A 19874-nucleotide genomic window follows, 5' to 3' on the forward strand; every position below is an offset into this window, starting at 1 on the left:
CCCATGGACCTGCGTATCGAACGCATAGCGTTTCGCAACTTCAGGAACTACGAGACCTTCGAATTGTCAGCCTTGGGGCCGCTGACGGTGCTCGTGGGCCCGAATGCCGTGGGAAAGACGAATGTGGTGGAGGGTATCCAGCTCCTCACGGCGCTGCAGTCGTTTCGCCGCCCCTCCCTCGAGCAGATAGTGCGCCAGGGCGCCGATTTCGCGCGTCTTGACGCGGACGTGACCGACGGCAGCCGCGAGCTCGCGCTGTCGCTCCAAGTGAGCGAGGGGAAGAAGCGCTATCTCCTGAACGGCAAGGGCAAGCGAACAGCCGATCTCAAGGGGCTTGTGCCCTCCGTGACGTTCGCACCCGACGATCTGGAGCTGGCGAAGGGGGCGCCTGCGGTCAAGCGCGCTGCGCTCGACGCGCTGGGCTCGCAGCTCTCGGCGAACCACTACGTCATAAAGAAGGACTACGAGAAGGTGGTGCGCTACAAGAACCGCCTGTTGAAAGACGACGCACCCTCCGAGCTCGTCACGAGCATCGACGAGACGCTCGTGACGTGCGGAGCGCAACTGGCATGCTACCGCTCCGCGCTCGTGGAGAAGCTGGCGCCTCGCGTGGCCGACTACTACGCCGCCATCGCCGGCGGGCGCGAGGCGCTGATGATGGGCTACGTGCCGTCGTGGGAGCCCCACGATCCGGACCTCCCGGCCACGTTCGCCTTCGGGCGCGACGAGGCGCGCAAGCGGCTTCAGGCCGAGATCACCCGCCGACGCGACGAGGAACGTGCGCGCCGGCGCGCGCTCGTGGGCCCGCATGCGGACCACGTGGAGTTCTTCATCGCAGGGCGCAACGTGGCGCTCTACGGTAGCCAGGGCCAGCAGCGCTCCGTCGTGCTGGCATTCAAGCTGGCCGAAGCCGCGCTTATCCAGGAGATGCTGGGCCAGAAGCCGGTGCTGCTGCTGGACGACGTCATGAGCGAGCTCGACGAGGGCCGTCGCAACGCGCTCGTGTCGTTCATCGAGGGAGACATCCAGACGTTCATCACCACCGCGAACCTCGCCTACTTCGACGAGGACCTGCTCTCCCGTGCCCGCGTGGTGGAACTGCCGCTGGAAGGCGCGGCGGAGCCGGGTGAGGCGCGCGCATCGGGCGCGGCTGGTGCGGACGCTGCGGACGAGCGCGGCGCGGATCGGCGACACGCTGGGTGCGGCCCTGCGGCGGCCGGCCCGTCAACGGGGGAGGGTGGGCGATGAGGAAGCTCAAGGCGGACCTTGACCGGTTGAAAGCCACGTTGGAGGAGAAGAACCCCAGCGGCGCCGAGGCGCTGCGCTTCGCGGAGGTGAACGATCTGTGGAGGAATGCCGTCGGAGCCGTTTTCGGCGGTGATTCGGCGGATCTCGTGCTCGACCATACGAACAGCGTGTACGTGATGTCGGGCGAGCAAGGGGGCAACTTGCGGCGCTTCGACCGTCCGCGCAGCGAGACCCAAGGGTCCGTTGCGGGCAAGGTGCTGGCCGTGTACTGCGACGACAGCATGGTGCGCTCCGAGCTGGACAACCGCCAGGAGCTGCTGAAGATGAAGTTCAAGGAGCAGGGCGAGGACGTGGAGGCGCTGCGGATACTGCCCTCTACCCGAGACATGAAGAACCGCCATCCCTTCCGCGAGGAGGCCGCCCGCCCCGGCGCGCCCGCCCGCTCCTTCGTGCGCCCGGCGCGCACGGCCCGCGCGCTGACGGAGGGCCAGCTGGCCGCCGTGCATCAGAGCGCCGACCAAGTGGAGGACCCAACCGTGCGCCGTGCCCTCTACCGCGCCCTGCTGGCGAGCGCCGCGCGCAGCGATGCGGATGCGGCGGACGCCGCCGCATCCGCCCCGGGGTCGCCGACGGTGGGCGGGGGCCCGGGGGCGTCCGGTGGGAGCGCCAAGGGAGGGCGTCCCTCCGCGCCGCGCCGTTAGAGGCCTTTTGCGGCCAATCCCGTCCCAGGGGATGCGAAGCCTGCTCCTACAAGGTTCTGAACGACCGTTTCGACAAAATTACTACACATTCGTCCAATCTCCCCTCATACGGCTTCTCAAAGCCTTTAAAAGGCGTTGAAATTGTTGGTGCCGTACCGTGGTTATGGTACAATTTTCCAGTTGCCGTCCCGCCATCCGACCGCCGCAATGCGGACTCGGTCGAAACGGCCCCGCGACGGCTGCGCCGTCCGCGCCCGTCGCGCGCGGGACTGCGGCGCGTCCTCACGAAAAACGCACTGAAAAAGGAGCATGTCAGTGGCAAACAAACCTGACCATTACGACGGTTCCGACATCCAGGTCCTCGAGGGCCTGGAGGCGGTCCGCAAGCGTCCGGGCATGTACATCGGCTCGACGGGCCCGCGCGGCCTGCACCACCTGGTGTACGAGGTCGTGGACAACGCAGTCGACGAGGCGCTCGCCGGCTACTGCGACACCATCGAGGTGTGGATCCACCCCGACAACTCCATCACGGTCGACGACAACGGCCGCGGCATCCCCGTGGACAAGCACCCCAAGGAGAAGATCCCCACGGTGGAGGTCGTCCTCACCATCCTTCATGCCGGCGGCAAGTTCGGCGGCGAGGGCTACAAGGTGTCCGGCGGCCTGCACGGCGTGGGCGTGTCCGTGGTGAATGCGCTGTCCTCGCGCGTGGAGGTGAGCGTGTTCAAGGAGGGGGTGCAGTACGATATCTCCTTCGACCACGGCAAGACGGCCGAGAAGCTGCGCGAAGTGGGCAAGGTCAAGCGCGGCAACGGCACGACGGTGACGTTCTGGCCCGACCCCACCATCTTCACCGATACCACGGTGTACGATTACGACACGCTGGCCAGCCGTTTCCGCGAGATGGCGTTCCTGAACAAGGGGCTGAAGATCATCCTGCACGACGAGCGCGCGAACCCCGGCAGCACGCTGTCCGACCTCGCGCCCGAGCCGCGCACCGAGGTGTTCCAGTATGCCGGCGGCATCGTGGACTTCGTGAAGTTCCTGAACGAGGGCAAGGAGACGCTGAACAAGCCCATCTACTTCGAGGCCGAGAACGATGACGGCACGGTGGAGGTGGCCATGCAGTGGTCGTCGTCCTATTCCACGAACTCCGTCATGGCCTTCGCGAACAACATCAACACGCACGAGGGCGGCACGCATCTCGACGGCTTCAAGCAGGCCGTCACGCGCACCATCAACGAGTACGCCCGTGCGAAGGGCATCCTCAAGGAGAAGGACTCCAACCTCTCCGGCGACGACACGCGCGAGGGCTGCGCGGCCATCATCTCGGTGAAGCTGCACGATCCGCAGTTCGAGGGCCAGACGAAGACGAAGCTCGGCAACACCGAGATCCGCCCGCTCGTGCAGAACGCCGTGACGCAGGGCCTCGCCGAATATTTGGAGGAGAACCCGAAGCCGGCCAAGCGCATCATCGACAAGGCCACGCAGGCCCTGAAGGCGCGCGAGGCCGCCCGCAAGGCACGCGAGATGACGCGCCGCAAGGGCGTGCTCGACTCGTTCGCGCTGCCGGGCAAGCTGGCCGACTGCTCGTCCAAGACCCCGGCCGACTCCGAGATATTCATCGTAGAGGGCGACTCCGCAGGCGGCTCGGCCAAGCAGGCCCGCGACCGCAAGACGCAGGCCATCCTGCCCCTGCGCGGCAAGATCCTCAACGTGGAGCGCGCGGGCCTTCACCGTTCGCTTTCCAGCGACACCATCAGCTCGCTCATCACGGCCATCGGCACGAACATCGGCGACGACTTCGACGCCGACCAGGCGCGCTACCACCGCATCATCATCATGACCGACGCCGATGTGGACGGCGCGCACATCCGCTGCCTGCTGCTCACATTCTTCTACCGCTACATGCCGGAGCTCATCAACCGCGGCTACATCTACATCGCGCAGCCGCCCATCTTCGGCCTGAAGAAGAAGAACTCGCGCAGCCCCAAGATCGAGCGCTACATCTACGACGAGAGCGCGCTCGGCTCGGTGCTCGCGGAGTACGACAACCCGGACAAGTTCGACGTCCAGCGCTACAAAGGCCTTGGCGAGATGGACCCCGACCAGCTGTGGGAGACCACCATGGAGCCCGAGACGCGCACGCTTCTGCAGGTGAACATCGACGACGCCGCCGAGGCCGAGCGCGTGGTGAGCGAGCTCATGGGCGACCAGGTGGAGCCCCGCAAGGAGTTCATCCAGAAGCACGCCCGCGACGTCCGTTTCCTGGACATTTAAGGAGAATCTAAGTGGCAGACAACAACGATTCTTTCGACGAGTTCCTGAACCGCGCGGAGGAGGACTTCGACGCGGCGAACGGCGACGGGGAAGAGGACGACCTGGAAGGCGCCCTCGCCGATGCCGAGGATGCTGAGGAGGACGACGACGCCCCGCGCGGCCCAGGCTCGGTGATCTCCGACGAGATGCGCGCGAAGGCGCTCATCAAGGACGACCTGCCGAGCGCCCATGGCGAGATCGTGGAGGGCGCCAACGGAGGCAACGGCACCATCGTGCGCACGGCGTACCTGGGCAAGGAGATGCAGACGTCGTTCCTGGAATACTCCATGAGCGTCATCGTCGCCCGCGCCCTGCCGGACGTGCGCGACGGCCTGAAGCCGGTCCATCGCCGCATCCTCTATGCCATGAACGAGAGCGGCTACACGCCCTCGCGCCCGCACATGAAGTCGGCCCGTACCGTGGGCGACGTCATCGGCAAGTACCACCCGCACGGCGACTTGGCGGTGTACGACACCATGGTGCGCCTCGCGCAGCCGTTTTCCATGCGCGTGCCCCTGATCGACGGCCACGGCAACTTCGGATCCATCGACGGCGACGGCGCGGCCGCCATGCGCTATACCGAGGCGCGCCTCGACAAGGCGGCCATGGAGTTGCTCTCCGACCTCGACAAGGAGACGGTCGATTTCCAGCCGAACTACGACGAGAGCTTGGAAGAGCCCGTCGTGCTGCCGGCCCGCTTCCCGAACCTGCTGGTGAACGGCTCGCAGGGCATCGCCGTTGGCATGGCCACGAACATCCCGCCGCACAACCTGCGCGAGACCATCGACGCCACGTGCCTCATGCTCGACAACCCCGACGTCACCACCGAGGAGCTCATGAAGGCCCTGCCGGGCCCCGACTTCCCCACGGGCGGCATCATCATGGGCAAGAAGGGCATCATCGACGCCTACGAGACGGGCCGCGGCTCGCTCACCGTGCGCGCCCGCTGCGAGGTTGAGGAGAAGAAGAACGGCCGCAGCTCCATCATCGTGAAGGAAATCCCCTACATGGTGAACCGCCAGCGCCTGCTGGAGAAGCTGGGCGAGCTCGTGCGCGACAAGAAGCTGCCCGAAATCTCGAACATCCACGACGGCGCCGACCGCCACGGCATCGACATCATCATCGACCTCAAGCAGAACGCCATTCCACAGGTGGTGCTCAACAAGCTGTACAAGCACACGCAGCTGCAGGTGGGCTTCGGCGCCATCATGCTGTCGCTCGTGGACGGCGTGCCGCGCGTGCTCTCGCTCAAGGAGATGCTGCACTACTACATCGCGCACCAGGAAGACGTCATTGTGCGCCGGACGCGCTACGAGCTGGCGAAGGCCGAGGAGCGCGCGCATATCCTCGAGGGCTTGGTGGTCGCCCTTGACAACATCGACGAGGTCATCAGCATCATCCGCTCCTCGCAGACCGACGCCGAGGCGGCCTCCCGCCTCACCGAGCGCTTTGGCCTGTCGAAGAAGCAGACCGACGCCATCCTGGAGATGAAGCTGCGCCGCCTGACCGGCTTGGAGCGCGGCAAGATCGAGGACGAGCTGGCCGCCCTGCGCGAGAAGATAGACTACTACCGGCGCGTCCTGGGCGACATGACGCTCGTGCGCCAGATCATCAAGGACGAGCTGCAGGAGATCAAGAAGAAGTTCGGCACGCCGCGCAAGACGCTGCTCTCGGCCGACGCCAAGGACATCGACGTGGAGGACCTCATCGCCGACGAGAACATGGTGGTGACGGTGACGAAGGCCGGCTACGTGAAGCGCCTGCCCGTGGCCACGTACCGCCAGCAGAAGCGCGGCGGCAAGGGCATGCAGGGCGTGAACCTGAAGGACAACGACTACGTGGAGCACCTGTTCGTGGCGTCGACCCACGCCTACATGCTGTTCTTCTCCACGGCCGGCAAGGTGTACCGCCTGAAGGTGTACGAGCTTCCCGAGGCATCGCGCCATGCGCGCGGCACGGCCATCGTGAACCTGCTGCCGCTGGCGAAGGGGGAGACCATCTCCGCCGTCATTGCCACGAAGGACTTCCCATCCGACGAGTTCCTCATGTTCGCCACGTCTCATGGCATGGTGAAGAAGACGTCCATGGAGCTGTACGACCGCACGCGCCGCGACGGCCTCATCGCCATCAACCTGAAGGATAATGACGAGCTTATCTCGGTGAAGCGCGTCGCTCCCGGCGAGAAGGTCATCATGGTGTCGAGCGCCGGCAAGGCCATCAAGTGGGACGAGGGCGAGGTGCGCGGCATGGGTCGCGACACCATGGGCGTCCGCGGCATGAACGTGCCGCCCATCGCCCGCGTGCTGGGCATGGAGATAGCCAAGCCCGGTACCGAGCTGTTCGTCATCACCGAGAAGGGCTTCGGCAAGCGCACCCCGGTGAGCGACTACCCCGACCACCACCGCGGCGGCCAGGGCGTGTTCACCATCACGATGACGGAGAAGAAGGGCCTCTTGGCTGCCATGAAGATCGTGGCGCCCGACGAGGAGATCATGATCATGTCCGAGGAGGGCGTGGTCGTGCGCACCCCGGTGTCCGGTATCTCCGAGCTCGGCCGCTCCACGCAGGGCGTCTGCGTGATGAAGGTGGGTGACGGCGACCGCGTGACGGCTGTGGCCATCTCAAGCCGTGCCAAGAAGAAGCGCCCCGCCGGCGAGAAGCCCGGAGCCGAGGACGAGTCGCAGATCGACCTTCTGGAAGAGGAGTCCGAGGAAGGCGACCTCGCCAAGAACGAAATCGACGAGGCTTAAAGCCGAACGGGAAATATAAGAATCATCGACAGCGGGCCCGAAAGGGCCCGTTGTTGTTTGGGATGGCGATTTGGAATGGCAGTTGCGAGGGGAGCCGAAGGGAAACGGTGGGTAAAGGCTAAGTAAAGGCGAAGGAGAAAAATAAGGAGAAGTGTATTTCTCCTTATTAGTACATTCTCCTAATAAGGAAAATAATTTTTTTTGATGATCCGATTTTCTATTCCCCGTTATTTACTCTCGTTCACTCTTTCAATGTTTGCAATAATTTCAATTTTTGCGGTGTTTCACGCAAAATGTTTCACGTGAAACATTTGATGACTCAAAAAATCATGAATTAAAAATTCATTACGCGCTTATTTTTAGCGAACGTTCGTACTCATGAATGCGGACTTCGTGGATGGGATGCCCGTCCGTAACACGGATGTTGACGTGCCGTATACTGCACGCCTTGTGATCGTAAGCGCGTCCGCCGAAGGGGCGGCGCAACGTGATGAAAGGGGGCGGAGAAGCCCATGTCCATAACCGCATTGGCCCAAGGGGCGCGCGGGTGCGCACAGGGAGCCTGGGGGCACGCGCAGGGCGCACGGCGGCGCGCCGGAGAGGCGCGGAGGGCCCGCGCCGGCCGGGCGCCGGCCGAGAAGACCTCGTCGGCCGACGTGTTCGTGCTGTCCGTCCCGCTGTTCATCGAGCTGTTCATGCAGATCATGGTAGGCAACGTGAACCAGATGATGCTGGCCCCGCACGGCACCGACCCGGCCGCCGCCGTGGGCAACGCGCTGCAGATACTCAACATCATCACCATCGCGTTGTCAGCCATGGGAACGGCGTCCACCGTGCTGGTCACGCGCGTGCTGGGGAACGCCTCGTCCAAGCGCACGATATCGGAGATCGCCACCGTCGCGCTCGTGGTGAACATGGCCCTGGGCGCGCTCATGACGGCGGTGCTGTTCACGTTCTGGCCGCAGTTCTTCGGGTGGCTGCACATCGATACCACGCTGTGGGGCATGGGCTCCTCGTTCCTGCTTATCGTGGGCTCCACCACCATCTTGCAAGGTGCGTTCTTCGCCATCACGGCTCTTCTGCGCAGCTTCGCGCGCGTGGGCGACGTCATGGGTGCCAGCCTGGCCATGAACGCGGTGAACGTTGGCGTGGGCCTCGTGCTGGTGAACGGTCTGGGCGGCGTGCTGGCGCTCGGCGTGGAGGGCACCGCAGCCGCCAACGTGGCGGCACGCGTCGTGGGCCTGGGGTTGGCGGTGTTCCTGTTGCTGCGCCACACCGACGTGCGCCCGTCGCCGCGGCTGCTGCGTCCGTTCCCGAAAAAGACGCTCAAGAACATGCTGGGCGTGGGCATTCCCTCGTCGGGCGAGCAGATGAACTACGACCTGGCGCAGATCGTCATCCTGTCGTTCATCAACGTGCTGGGTACGACGGTGGTCACGGTGAAAGTGTACTGCTCCATGCTGGCGAGCATTGCCTATCTGTATTCCATCGCGCTTTCGCAGGCGACGCAGATCGTGCTAGGCTACCTGTTCGGCGCCGGCAAGTTCGACATCGTGCGCCGGCGCGTATGGATGGCCGACCTCATCGCGGCCGTGCTCACCACGGCCGTGTCGCTCACGCTGTGGTGGAACTTCGACGCCGTGGTGGGTCTGCTCACCGCCGACCCGGTCGTGCACGAGCTGGGCCGGCAGATCATGCTGGTGGAGGTGTTCTTGGGAATAGGCCGCAGCCTGAACATCGTGATGGTGCGCGCTCTCATCGCGCTCGGCGACGTGCGCACGCCGGTAACGGTGAACGTGGCGTTCTCGTGGGTGTTCGCAGTGGGCGGCGGCTGGCTGTTGGGTATCGGCTGGGGCTGGGGCCTCGTGGGCATGTGGATAGCGATGTGCATCGACGAATGGCTGCGCGCCGGCTTCCTCATCGCCACGTTCGCGCGTGGGGGCTGGAAGCGACGGGTGCCCGGCTCTGCCCAAGGGGGCGAAAGGGAACATGCAGGCTCGCGCCGGCGACATCCGGCGTCGACCGGCATCGATGAGGGCGGCTCACGTGCGTCTGCGGCCCTGGAGAAGCCTGAACTGCCGCCTACCGAGCCGACGTTCGGCCCTTTTGCGCCGACACGGGTGAAGCAGGGCGAGATCGTGGGGGTGAACGCCCCCTCGTTCGTGGTGACCACAGCGTTCGACGGCAGCAACACGGCGTCCGTTCTCGACGACATCGCCTCGTCGTTCTGGTAAGCGGGGCTTTCTCGGGCCCCGCCGCCCGCCGCCGAACTGCCCCCGCCCGCCCCTTCAGGGCAGCAGTCGGCAGGCCGGTGCTGGGTTTATCCTTCGAAGTCCTCCGGGGCCAGCTCTTCCAGGAATGTGCGGAAATCGGCGAGCTCGTCTTCCGCATCCGGCGCGTTCTTGAACACATAGGGGAACGACGCCCGCTCGAGCACGTCCTCCTCGATGAAGATGGGAGCCTGCTGGCGCAGCGCGAGGGCGATGGCATCGGACGGGCGCGCATCCAGGTCGATCAGGCGGTCGTGCTGTTTGAGCGTGAGGCGTGCGAAGAACATGGCGCCCTTCACGTCGTTGATGACCACGTGGTCGACGCGCGCATCGAGGTTCGTGAGCGCATCGAGGAACAAGTCATGCGTCATGGGCCGCGTCAAACGGGCCTTCTCAAGGGCTATCCCCAGTTGAGTGGCCTCGTTCATGCCAACCCAGATGGGCACGATGCGGTACTTTCCGGGCTGCGACGGTTCCTCTATCGGCTGCAGTACGAGAATGGAGGGCGCCGGCGCGGCCGACACGATCAGGGTTTGCACGTTGACGGGTTTCATCGCAGCTCCTCGTTGCCTCGGGTTCGCCGGTACGTCGCTTAATCCCGATTATACCGCTCCCTTGAGGCCGGGACGGTTCGCGAGGAAGGCGTTTTCCTCGTGTGACGGGCCTGTGGCAAACTGTCCGCGAGTCTTCGTCGGTCTCCGTGTCGATCGCGATGTTTCGATAGTCAGTGCAGGGCGGACGGCGCGACCGTCGCTCCTCTCGGCTTTGCGGGAAGGATGCTCGAAAGCGTCGTCAGGGAAACCTTTTGAAATTCCTTTTGAAAATCGCTTGACCAAACCGTTGATTCTGGGTTACAGTATCCAGGCACTTTTTTACGGGCCCGTAGCTCAGTTGGTTAGAGCGCACGCCTGATAAGCGTGAGGTCGCTGGTTCAAATCCATTCGGGCCCACCATTTTTTGCGATAAACGCTCCACCGTGAGCCGAGTTAGCCGGTGGAGCGTTTATTATTTTCCGAAGAAAGTGCCGTTTCCCTTTGCCGAGGCTCGTTCCGAGGCGGCAGGCGCGAGACGAAACAGAACGGGGCATTAGCTCAGCTGGGAGAGCGACGGCTTTGCAAGCCGTAGGTCAGGGGTTCGATCCCCCTATGCTCCACCATATCATCCAACGGCCGCGAGGCCGTTTCTTTTTTCCTCAACCGAACAGCAGCAGGTGCACTACGCCCAGCACAGCAATATGGGCCGGGTAGTAGGCGTAGAAGAACCATTTCATGGGAAGCCCGCGGCGGCCGCGATAAGCGTAGAGCAGCGGGATGGTTGCGGGGCAGCCTACGAGCGGGTAGAGGACGAAGGGGAGCAGTGACCAGTCTCCGCTCCTGATAACGAAGCTCGCGAGCTCTCCGAGTAGGGGAAGGCCGTCGGCGATGGCAACCAACAGGACCGGGGCGGCCACGGCGCCGAGCGGCGTGCGCAGCAGGGCGGGCACGGCGTCGTCGGCGCCGTGGACGAAAGGGGAGGAGCTTGCACTCGCGTCGGGTGCGGCGACAAGCGGGGTGTCGGGTGCGGCAGCCGAGACGGCGGCGGACACCTTCTCGCCATTGTCCGTCGCAGCGCTTGCAGGAGAGTCCTTCGATGTGGGCGCCTCCGCTGGTCGTGCCCCGCCTTTTGGACACGGGCCGGCGCCCAGCTTCTTGAACAGCACGATCACGACCACGCCGATAAAGCCCCAGTCGCATGTCAGGCTGACCAGCGCCCCCGCTGCGGCTATTGCCCAGAACGCACCGCGGTTGCGCATATGCTCGTCGGCGTACAGCACGCCCAGGCCTATGAGCAGCGTGAACAGCACGTTGCCGTTATCGGCGAGGAACAGGCCATAGGGAAGCTGGGATACCAGCGCGAACACCCCGAGCCGGAACGCGTACCGCTTGACGTTGGACGTGCGGCGGTATCCCTCGACCAGCAGGAAGGCCATGGTGGGAAACGTGAGGCCGCCCAATCCGATGAGCACGCATGACGCCCAGAGCGGAAGCTGGTCTGCGAAGAGGTAGCCCGCGTGGTTCGCGGTCATGCCGACGATGGCCACCGCCTTGAGCGCGAACGACGACAGCCCGCCGGTTCCGGCACATGCTGCCCCTCGTTCGCTGCCTGCCATCGGCTTGCCTCCGTCTCCGCGGCTGTTTCGTGCACCTGACGGTGCAAGGCATCGATTATACTGCATCCCATGAGCCTTCCTGCCTTACGCCGCCGCCACCTCCTTGCGTACGTCGTCGCCTCCTGTACGTTGGCCGTCGTGTGCCTGAACGTCGTGCCCGGCAGCTCGCCGGGCGCTGTTGCCGCGCAGACGGCCGCAGCCGGAGCCGCTGTCCTCGCGGTGCTCGCGCTGTTCGATCCGGCGGTCCTGAAAATCAGGCGTCCCATACCGAGAAGCGCATGCGGCGCCTTCCTCATGTGCGCCGGTGTGCTGGCCATCGCCCTTGCGGCGGGGCTTGCGACGGCCGGCCTCGCAGGGGCGGCGGCCGGGATAAAGCCTCCCGGTTCTGAGGATATCGCCCTGTTCCTGATCCTTTGCCTTCTTACCGGCGTGTTCGAGGAGGCGCTGTTCCGCGGGGTCCTGTTCCGCAGCTTTGCGGAGTCGCTGGAAAGGGCGGGAACCTGCCGCCCGCTGCTCGTCGCAGCAGCGGCTTCGGCTGCGATTTTCGGCATCCTACATGTTTCGGGAACCGCTGCTCCGCCGGCCGATGCCGTCTTCCTCGTCCAGCTTGCGGGCAAACCGGTGCAGGCGGCCTTGTTCGGCGTCATCATGGCGGGCGTGTACGCGCAGTCGGGGAACCTGTGGTTGGTCTCAGGCGCGCATGCGGCGTTCAATGCCCTGTCAGAGCTGCCGTCGTTCGCGACGAGCGGGCAGCTGGTGGAAACCTATGTGACGGGCAGCCCCGCCGACCTGGCCGTTCTGCTGGGAACGATCGCGCTATTCGTTCCTCTTGCCGTCGCCGCGCTCCGCGGCTTGGCACGAGCCGACCGGCTGGCTTGATCCTGCTGCGGCCTTCGTCCCGCGTGCATTCTGTGACGCCCCTTGCCGCGCCGCGGCTCCCCATGCCGACGTGGTACTATACTTCTTCGGCAAACAAACGCGCGAGCAGCGCGCCACCACGATCCTGCGGGGAGTTATGAACCGGACGGAAGCACTGCGCATCTTGGGACTCGACGAGGATGCCACCCTCGCCGACATCAAGACGGCTTACAAGGAAACGGCGCAGATCCTGCATCCCGACCGCTTCGCCACGAACAAGAAGCTCCAAGACCGCGCCACCGAGCAGTTCAAGAACCTCCAAGAGGCATACGAATACCTGACCAGCGGAAAAGGTTCGCGCACGAAGGCCGGCCGCACCGCTTCCGCAACGCGCGCCTATGGGCCGGGAGGCCGGGCCGAGGCGCGCCTCGCCGGCATTGCCGCGGCGCGCACGCAGCTGGTGCACCAGCGCGACGTCGTGTACGACGAGCGCCGCAACGGGCTGGTCATGGCGGGTGTCGGCGCAGTGGTGGCCATCCTGTTCCGCAAGCCGGGGCCGCTGCTCATCCTGGCCACGGCAGGTGTGACGGCCGTGGTGTGGGGCATCATCCAGGCTGTCGGCGCCCAGCGCACCATCGGCACGCTCAACGAGCATATCGACGAGCTCAAGGCCGAGCAGCGCCGCCTGGAAAGCGAGCTGGAGGACTTGGAGTAGCCCCGCCGCCTTTCTACCTCGCGCCGGCACCCGGCGCACCTGCAAGGGAACCACCGCGGCCCCGCGCCGCGCAACCGATACCGAGAGAAGAAGGAACAGCGTGAAACAAGAGAACCTCCGCAACATCGCCATCATCGCCCACGTCGACCACGGCAAGACCACGCTCGTGGACCGGCTGCTGTACACGAGCGGCGTGTTCCGCGAGAACCAGCAGGTGGACGAGCGCGTGCTCGACAGCAACGACCAGGAGCGCGAGCGCGGCATCACCATCCTGTCGAAGAACATCTCCGTCACCTACAACGGCGTGAAGATCAACGTCATCGACACGCCGGGCCACGCCGACTTCGGCGGCGAGGTGGAGCGCGTGCTCAACATGGCCGACGGCGCCTTGCTCATCGTGGACGCGTTCGAGGGTCCCATGCCCCAGACGCGCTTCGTGCTGAAGCATGCGCTGTCGCTCGGCCTGCGCATCGTGCTCGTGGTGAACAAGATCGACCGTCCCGGCGCCCGTCCCGAGGAAGTGGTGGACGAGGTGTTCGACCTCATGGTTGAGCTCGAGGCATCCGACGAGCAGCTGGATTTCCCCATCATCTACGCCAGCGCCGTGAACGGCTATGCGCGTTACGCCCCTGACGACGACAACATGGACATGCTGCCGCTGCTCGACACCATCCTCAAGGAGATCCCCGCACCCGACTGCGAGCCGAACGGCCCGGTGGCGCTGCAGATCTGCACGGTCGACCACTCCAGCTTCGTCGGCCGCATCGGCGTGGGCCGCCTGTTCAGCGGCACCATCCACAAGAACGAGCAGGCGCTGGTCATCAAGAACGACAACACGCGCTACAACACCGTCATCAAAGACGTGTTCACGTTCGAGGAGCTGGGCAAGAAGAAGCAGCAGGAAGTGTATGCGGGCGACATCGTGGCCGTGGTGGGCGTGGAGGACGCCGACATCGGCGACATGGTCACGAGCCGCGAGAACCCGGTGCGCCTCGACCCCATCGAGGTGGAGGAGCCCACGATGGCCGTTGTGTTCGAGGCGTCCACCAGCCCGCTCATCGGCCGCGAGGGCGACATCGTGGGCGCGCGCCAGTTGAAGGAGCGCCTCATGCGCGAGGCGGAGAGCAACATCTCCATGCGCATCGAGGAACTGGAGGACAAGTCCGGCGTAGAAGTGGCCGGCCGCGGCGTGCTGCACTTGTCCGTGCTCATGGAGACCATGCGCCGCGAGGGCTTCGAGTTTCAGGTGGGCCGCCCGCGCGTGCTCATCAAGAAGGACGAGCAGGGCCGCAAGCTGGAGCCCATCGAGGAGGCCACGGTCGACGTGCCCAGCGAGTACGCGGGCAAGGCCATCGAGGTGTTCGGCAGCGCCGGCGGCGAGATGGCCGACATGTTCCAGCGCGGCGACCAGACGCACCTCGTGTTCAAGATCCCCACGCGCGGCACCATGGGCCTGCGCACGCGCCTGCTGAACGTCACTCGCGGCGAGGCCACCATGTTCCACCACTTCAGCGAGTACGGCGCCTACCGCGGAGACTTCAACGGCCGCAAGAACGGCTCCATGATCAGCATGTCCACCGAGAAATCGGTCGCCTACGCGCTGGACACGCTGCAGGAGCGCGGCAAGCTGTTCGTCGGTCCGGGCGAGGATTGCTACGAGGGCATGATCGTGGGCGAGAGCGCGAAGGAAGGCGACATGGTCGTCAACATCGCGAAGTCCAAGCAGCTGGGCAACCAGCGCTCGAGCGGCGCCGACAAGGCCATCCAGCTCACGCCGCCGCAGACGTTCACGCTGGAAGAGGCGCTGGAGTACATCGAGGATGACGAGCTGGTGGAGGTCACGCCCCAGAGTATCCGCCTGCGCAAGCGCATCCTAAACTCCATCGAGCGCAAGAAGGCCAACAAGAACTAGCAGGTTTCCGCAGGTTCGCATGCGCTTCGACAAGAGGCACCTCCACGTCAGCGTAGGGGGTGCCTCTTCGCATAAGGCCCCGTCCACGCTTCGTGAAGCGAAAGTGGGCATATTGTGCATCGCTAAGGGGGCAATTGCCGCGTGTGCGAAAATACTGATCAGTAACTTACATCATGCACGGCAGCTGCGGCAGCCGGCATGTTCAAGGGAAGGGTTCTATGAAGACTGCTAACATCATGAAGGCCGTGTGCGTTGCCGGGTTGGCAGCCACGTGCGTATGGAGCCTGGCGGCCTGTGCGGGCGGTGCCTCCGCTTCCGGCGCGAAGACCTATACCGGCGGCGTGGCGGCCACGGTCAACGGCACGGAGATTCCCGAGGACGAAGTCACGGGCATGGTCGAGAGCATCCGCTCCCAAATGAGCATGACCGATACCGACACCTGGGGCCAGTGGCTTGCTGACAACGCCATGACGCCCGAGTCCGTCCGCGAGGAGATGATCGATTCATTCGCTCAGCAGGAACTCATCAAGCAGGGCGCTAAGGAGAAGAACATCAGCGTCGAGAGCTCCGAGATCGACGACATCGTGAGCAAGACGAAGTCGAACTACGAGGACGACGAGAAGTGGAAGGCCGCCCTCGAGCAGGCCGGCTTCACCGAGGAGAAGTACCGCGAGAACGTTGAGAGCCAGCTCTTGCAGAAGAAGCTGACCGAGTCGTTCGCCTCCGACGAGGAGCCCAGCCAGGAGGACCTGCTGAAGTATGCGCAGATGTACGCCTCCGCCTACGACGGAGCGAAGCGCTCCTCGCACATCCTGTTCGACAGCGGCGACGAGGCCACGGCCCAAAGCGTGCTCGACCAGATCAACAGCGGCCAGCTGGACTTCGCCGAGGCTGCCAAGCAGTACTCCAAGGACAACGCGGAAGGTACCGGCGGCAGCGCGGCGAAGGGCGGCGACGTGGGCTGGGACAAGCTGAACAGCTTCGTGACCGAGTACACCGATGCGCTGGGCGGCCTTGAGAAGGATCAGGTCAGCGGCTTGGTCACGAGCCAGTACGGCATCCATATCATCAAGTGCACTGACGTGTTCAACGCGCCGAAGGTAGTCGGCGAGGATGGCACCGAGACCGTCGAGCTCACGAGCCTCGACCAGATTCCCGTCGAGTTCTTGGACAGCGTGAAGGAATCCCTCAAGCAGCAGAACCAGAGCACGGCGGTTCAGGAGTGGTTCAACGAGTACAAGGAGAACGCCGACATCCAGATCAACCCGATGCCGGAGGGCCTGCCCTACGCCGTCGACATGTCGAAGTACACGCCGGCCGAGGGGTCGACGGGCGCCGAGCAGAACGCTGCCGGCGAGAATGCCGACGGCAGTGCCGAGGGCACGGCGGACGGCTCCGCCGACAACGGCGGCGCGGCCGATGCTGCAGATGGGGGCGATGCGACGGGTAGCGCCGACGGCTCTGCCGACAACGCGGCCGGCGACCAGCCTGCAGAAGGCGGCGACAGCGCGAACCAGCAGCCTGCCGAGGCGGCTTAGCGGTACGACCGCACGGTGCAGATGCGCAGACGATTACGAACGGCGGGCATCCTGCGGGGTGTCCGCCGTTTCTCTTTCCTGCTTTTGTCTTCCTCTTGGGGTATCCGCGGCCTTTCCGCTTCAAGCGCCCCTCCGATTGCGTTGCCGCACAACCGCGCCCGGCCACTTCGGAAGTGTTTCACGTGAAACACTTCCACTGAACAGGAGCGATTAAACGAACATGAGCCTCAACCCGCCTCCCTTCCTCCAGCTGCGCAACGCTGTGGTGCGCCGAGCCGGACGCGCCATCCTGACGGTCGACGCGTTCGAGCTTGCGTGCGGCGAGAACATCGCCCTGCTCGGGCCGAACGGTTCGGGCAAGTCGACGTTCGTGAAGCTCGTCACGCGCGAGATGCTGCCGCTGCACCGCGACGAGCCCCCCGTGCTCTTCAAGGGCCGTGATCGCGCAACGCTCGCCGAAGTCAAGCGCAGCCTGGGCGTGGTGTCGTCTACCATGCAGGAGCAGATGACGGTGCACCTGCCGGTCGTGGACATCGTGGCCGGCGGCCTGTTCGGCGCCCTCGGCATCCCGCAGGCCGTTGCCGCCGCCGATGCCGATGGCGCCCGCGACCGGGCGCTCGCCACCATGGGGCTGCTCGGCGTCGCCGACCTCGCCGCCCGCGACGCCATGACGCTCTCTACCGGCCAGGCGCGCCGCGCTCTCATCGCCCGTGCGCTCGTGCACGATCCCGAGGCCCTCGTGTTCGACGAGCCCTGCACCGGCCTCGATCCCGAGGGCATGTTCTACGTGCGCCGCAGCATGCGCGCGCTGGCCCAGGCGGGGAAGTCCATCGTGCTGGTGACGCACTATCCCGAGGACGTCATCCCCGAGATCGTCCGCCTCGTCCTCGTGAAGGACGGTGCCGTGTTCGCCGACGGCCCGAAGGAGCGGCTGCTCTCAGACGACACTATGAGCGCGCTGTTCGGCGTCCCCCTGCGCGTGAAGCGCACGGCGGTTCCCTCTGTCGCGAAAAATGCCGAAGAGGATGCTTATTTCTCGCTTGTGAGCGCCTATTAGCTGTTGTATACTACGTAGCTGCTGCACGTCCGCGCCCAGCGCGAGCATGCACGTTTCGGACGAGCGGAGAGATGACCGAGAGGCCGAAGGTGCACGATTGGAAATCGTGTGTGCTCCAAAAGAGTACCTAGGGTTCGAATCCCTATCTCTCCGCCAGCTTACACCCGCGCCTGCGAGGCGCGTTCCATATGGGGCCTAGCCCCGCACCCCACGCGGAGGGGTGGCAGAGTGGTTGAATGCGGCGGTCTCGAAAACCGTTTTACCCGTAACCCGGGTAACGAGGGTTCGAATCCCTCCTCCTCCGCCAGTTTTCCAGATGAAGCGCCTCCGGGCGCTTTTTTCATCCCATCTGCGCGCCCTGCCTTAACGCCTTCTTAACACCCGCCCTCGCTCCTTAACGGCGCGCTAATCCGCGCAACCTTATCGTTTTCCTAGTTTGCAAAGGTGCCGCTGCGGCGGCCTGGAAACAAGGAAGGAAGACGATGGACTACGTAACCGCCGTCGTTGGAGGGTTGAGCGTCATCGTGGCGTTCTACCTGTTCTACGTTCTGCTTCGAGGGGGTGACGAGCGGTGATGGACGAGTTGCTGGAATACGGCATCTACCTTGCCCTGCTCGTGGCGCTCGCCATCCCGCTGTCGGGCTATATCAACAAGGTCATGGCCGGCGAGAGGGTGGCCGTGCTCTCGCGTGTGCTCGTGCCGGTGGAGAACGTGGTGTACCGGTGCATCCGCGTCGACCGTGCCGACGTCATGGGCTGGAAACGCTACCTGATAAGCGCGCTGGCGTTCTCGGCGCTCTCGCTGGCAGGGTTGTTCGCCATCCTCATGTTGCAGGGCGTGCTGCCGGGCAATCCCGAGGGGCTCCCCGGCCTCACGTGGGACCTCGCGTTCAACACGGCGGTCAGCTTCGTGACGAACACGAACTGGCAGGCCTATAGCGGCGAGAGCGCGCTCAGCTACTTCTCCCAGGCCATCGGCCTGACCGTGCAGAACTTCGTCACACCGGCCGTGGGCATGGCCGTGCTGTTCGCGCTGTTCCGCGGGTTGGTGAGCGAAGGCGCCCCTGGCCTGGGCAACTTCTTCGTCGACGTGACGCGCTCCGTGCTTTTCGTGCTCATCCCGCTCGCGCTCGTCGTGACCGTGGTGGACGTGTGGCAGGGCTCGCCGCAGAACGTATCCGAGTATCAGGAAGTTCAGCTGCTGGAACCGGTTGGTATCGATGCAGAGGGCAATGTGGTAGAAGCCGACGATCCGGCAGCCGTGCAGGTGATCGATGAGGGCGTGGTGCCCATGGGGCCGCAGGCCAGCCAGGTTGCCATCAAGCAGCTCGGAACGAACGGCGGAGGCTATAATGGCGTGAACTCGGCGAGCGCCCTGGAAAACCCCACGCCGCTCACGAACCTGGTGCAGTGTATCTCGCTGCTGCTCATCCCGTTCGCGCTCGTGTTCAGCTTCGGTCGCTTCGTGGCCGATCGGCGACAGGGTCGGGCTATCTTCGCGGCCATGTTCGTGGTGCTGGTGGCGAGCTTGGCAGTGATAGCCTTCTTCGAACAGGCCGGTACGCCGCAGCTTGCGGCCGACGGCTCGGTGTACATGGGCACGTACGACCAGTCCGGCGGTAACATGGAGGGCAAGGAGGCACGTTTCGGCGTGACCGACTCCTCTCTCTGGGCCGCATTCACCACAGCCGCATCGAACGGCGCGGTCAACTCCATGCATGACAGCTACACGCCCATCGGCGGCATGGTACCCATCATTCTCATGGGATTGGGCGAGATCATCGGCGGCGGTATCGGCTGCGGCTTGTACGGCATGATAGGCTTCGTCATCCTTACCGTGTTCATCGCGGGGTTGATGGTGGGTCGCACGCCCGAGTACTTGGGTAAGAAGATCGGACCCAAGGAAATGCGCATGGCAACGATCCTGTGCATCACCACGCCTATGGTTCTTCTTATAGGCGCTGCGGTCATGTGCCTCGATCCGGCGACGGTGGATAGTCTGAACAACGCGGGTGCCCATGGATTCTCTGAAGTTCTTTATGCCGCCACATCGGCGGGCGGCAACAACGGATCGGCTTTCGCGGGCTTCAACGCTAACACCCCGATGATCAACGTCGTGTTGGGTTTCGAAATGCTGGCGAACCGCTTCATCCCGCTTGCGGCCACGCTCGTGCTGGCTGGCAGCTTGTGCGCGCGGCCGAAGGTGGCGGTGAGTGCAGGCACGCTCTCCACGAGCAATGCCATGTTCGTGTTCCTGCTGATCCTTGTCGTGCTGCTGGTTGGCGCTCTGTCGATGTTCCCGGCGCTGGCGCTGGGCCCGATAGCCGAGCAGCTTCATATGGTGCTCTAGGGAAGGC

Annotated in this window: 13 protein-coding genes and 4 tRNA genes; 15 read left to right on the plus strand and 2 right to left on the minus strand. The window is 64.6% G+C overall.

What is annotated here, in order from left to right:
• Positions 1-3: 3 nt before the first annotated feature.
• The 5 genes from LB310_RS03855 (at position 4) to LB310_RS03875 (ending at position 9252) form a co-directional block, all read left to right on the plus strand.
• Complete coding sequence (locus LB310_RS03855) at positions 4-1248, plus strand: DNA replication/repair protein RecF (protein ID WP_087191155.1); 1245 nt, start codon at positions 4-6, stop codon at positions 1246-1248.
• Entirely contained in the window at positions 1245-1949 is a 705-nt protein-coding gene (locus LB310_RS03860; protein ID WP_157009625.1) for a phosphoadenosine phosphosulfate sulfotransferase, read from the plus strand. Before LB310_RS03855 ends, LB310_RS03860 begins: the two co-directional genes overlap by 4 nt.
• A gap of 309 nt (positions 1950-2258) precedes the next feature.
• The gene (gyrB, locus tag LB310_RS03865; protein ID WP_204244325.1) at positions 2259-4229 is read left to right on the plus strand and encodes a DNA topoisomerase (ATP-hydrolyzing) subunit B; all 1971 of its coding nucleotides are present in this window, start codon (positions 2259-2261) and stop codon (positions 4227-4229) included.
• Positions 4230-4240: 11 nt separating this feature from the next.
• Positions 4241-7018 (plus strand): DNA gyrase subunit A, encoded by a 2778-nt coding sequence (gyrA, locus tag LB310_RS03870; protein WP_162457308.1) that lies wholly within the window; start codon positions 4241-4243, stop codon positions 7016-7018.
• A 512-nt stretch (positions 7019-7530) separates the two neighbouring features.
• On the plus strand, positions 7531-9252 hold the full coding sequence (locus LB310_RS03875; protein WP_157005125.1) for an MATE family efflux transporter: 1722 nt from the start codon (positions 7531-7533) through the stop codon (positions 9250-9252).
• 86 nt (positions 9253-9338) lie between these two features.
• On the opposite strand, the gene LB310_RS03880 is transcribed toward LB310_RS03875, so the two are convergent.
• Positions 9339-9842, minus strand: a complete 504-nt coding sequence (locus tag LB310_RS03880; RefSeq protein ID WP_087191160.1) for a bifunctional nuclease family protein — start codon at positions 9840-9842, stop codon at positions 9339-9341.
• A 322-nt stretch (positions 9843-10164) separates the two neighbouring features.
• Between LB310_RS03880 and LB310_RS03885 the strand changes: the two genes are divergently transcribed.
• Both LB310_RS03885 and LB310_RS03890 read left to right on the plus strand, forming a co-directional pair.
• Positions 10165-10241: transfer RNA gene (locus LB310_RS03885), tRNA-Ile, on the plus strand.
• 127 nt (positions 10242-10368) lie between these two features.
• Positions 10369-10444, plus strand: a tRNA-Ala gene (locus LB310_RS03890).
• A gap of 36 nt (positions 10445-10480) precedes the next feature.
• On the opposite strand, the gene LB310_RS03895 is transcribed toward LB310_RS03890, so the two are convergent.
• Positions 10481-11437: a TraX family protein gene (locus LB310_RS03895; protein WP_301154575.1), complete on the minus strand. Its 957-nt coding sequence runs from the start codon at positions 11435-11437 to the stop codon at positions 10481-10483.
• Between the two features lie 219 nt (positions 11438-11656).
• On the opposite strand from LB310_RS03895, the gene LB310_RS03900 reads away from it, so the two are divergent.
• The 8 genes from LB310_RS03900 (at position 11657) to kdpA (ending at position 19867) form a co-directional block, all read left to right on the plus strand.
• Entirely contained in the window at positions 11657-12316 is a 660-nt protein-coding gene (locus tag LB310_RS03900; protein ID WP_162611530.1) for a CPBP family intramembrane glutamic endopeptidase, read from the plus strand.
• A 136-nt stretch (positions 12317-12452) separates the two neighbouring features.
• Complete coding sequence (locus LB310_RS03905) at positions 12453-13010, plus strand: J domain-containing protein (RefSeq protein ID WP_087191162.1); 558 nt, start codon at positions 12453-12455, stop codon at positions 13008-13010.
• Between the two features lie 100 nt (positions 13011-13110).
• Entirely contained in the window at positions 13111-14922 is a 1812-nt protein-coding gene (typA, locus tag LB310_RS03910) for a translational GTPase TypA (protein WP_162457307.1), read from the plus strand.
• Between the two features lie 218 nt (positions 14923-15140).
• The gene (locus LB310_RS03915) at positions 15141-16460 is read left to right on the plus strand and encodes a peptidylprolyl isomerase (protein WP_278806892.1); all 1320 of its coding nucleotides are present in this window, start codon (positions 15141-15143) and stop codon (positions 16458-16460) included.
• A gap of 220 nt (positions 16461-16680) precedes the next feature.
• Complete coding sequence (locus tag LB310_RS03920; RefSeq protein ID WP_154270088.1) at positions 16681-17517, plus strand: ABC transporter ATP-binding protein; 837 nt, start codon at positions 16681-16683, stop codon at positions 17515-17517.
• Between the two features lie 65 nt (positions 17518-17582).
• Positions 17583-17673, plus strand: a tRNA-Ser gene (locus LB310_RS03925).
• A gap of 58 nt (positions 17674-17731) precedes the next feature.
• Positions 17732-17824 (plus strand) — tRNA-Ser (locus LB310_RS03930).
• 267 nt (positions 17825-18091) lie between these two features.
• Positions 18092-19867, plus strand: coding sequence for a potassium-transporting ATPase subunit KdpA (gene kdpA / locus LB310_RS03935; protein ID WP_278806893.1), 1776 nt, complete (start codon positions 18092-18094; stop codon positions 19865-19867).
• Positions 19868-19874: the final 7 nt, after the last annotated feature.

Origin of the sequence: Gordonibacter sp. RACS_AR49, from assembly GCF_030418435.1 — a bacterium.
Taxonomy (GTDB): Bacteria; Actinomycetota; Coriobacteriia; order Coriobacteriales; family Eggerthellaceae; genus Gordonibacter; species Gordonibacter urolithinfaciens.

What these genes read in the sequence shown, in the direction of transcription:
- LB310_RS03855 (WP_087191155.1), top strand. Translation starts at nt 4, where the DNA reads ATGGACCTGCGTATCGAACGCATAGCGTTTCGCAACTTCAGGAACTAC.
- LB310_RS03860 (WP_157009625.1), top strand. Translation starts at nt 1,245, where the DNA reads ATGAGGAAGCTCAAGGCGGACCTTGACCGGTTGAAAGCCACGTTGGAG.
- gyrB (WP_204244325.1), top strand. Translation starts at nt 2,259, where the DNA reads ATGTCAGTGGCAAACAAACCTGACCATTACGACGGTTCCGACATCCAG.
- LB310_RS03875 (WP_157005125.1), top strand. Translation starts at nt 7,531, where the DNA reads ATGTCCATAACCGCATTGGCCCAAGGGGCGCGCGGGTGCGCACAGGGA.
- LB310_RS03880 (WP_087191160.1), bottom strand. Translation starts at nt 9,842, where the DNA reads ATGAAACCCGTCAACGTGCAAACCCTGATCGTGTCGGCCGCGCCGGCG.
- LB310_RS03895 (WP_301154575.1), bottom strand. Translation starts at nt 11,437, where the DNA reads ATGGCAGGCAGCGAACGAGGGGCAGCATGTGCCGGAACCGGCGGGCTG.
- LB310_RS03905 (WP_087191162.1), top strand. Translation starts at nt 12,453, where the DNA reads ATGAACCGGACGGAAGCACTGCGCATCTTGGGACTCGACGAGGATGCC.
- LB310_RS03915 (WP_278806892.1), top strand. Translation starts at nt 15,141, where the DNA reads ATGAAGACTGCTAACATCATGAAGGCCGTGTGCGTTGCCGGGTTGGCA.
- LB310_RS03920 (WP_154270088.1), top strand. Translation starts at nt 16,681, where the DNA reads ATGAGCCTCAACCCGCCTCCCTTCCTCCAGCTGCGCAACGCTGTGGTG.
- kdpA (WP_278806893.1), top strand. Translation starts at nt 18,092, where the DNA reads ATGGACGAGTTGCTGGAATACGGCATCTACCTTGCCCTGCTCGTGGCG.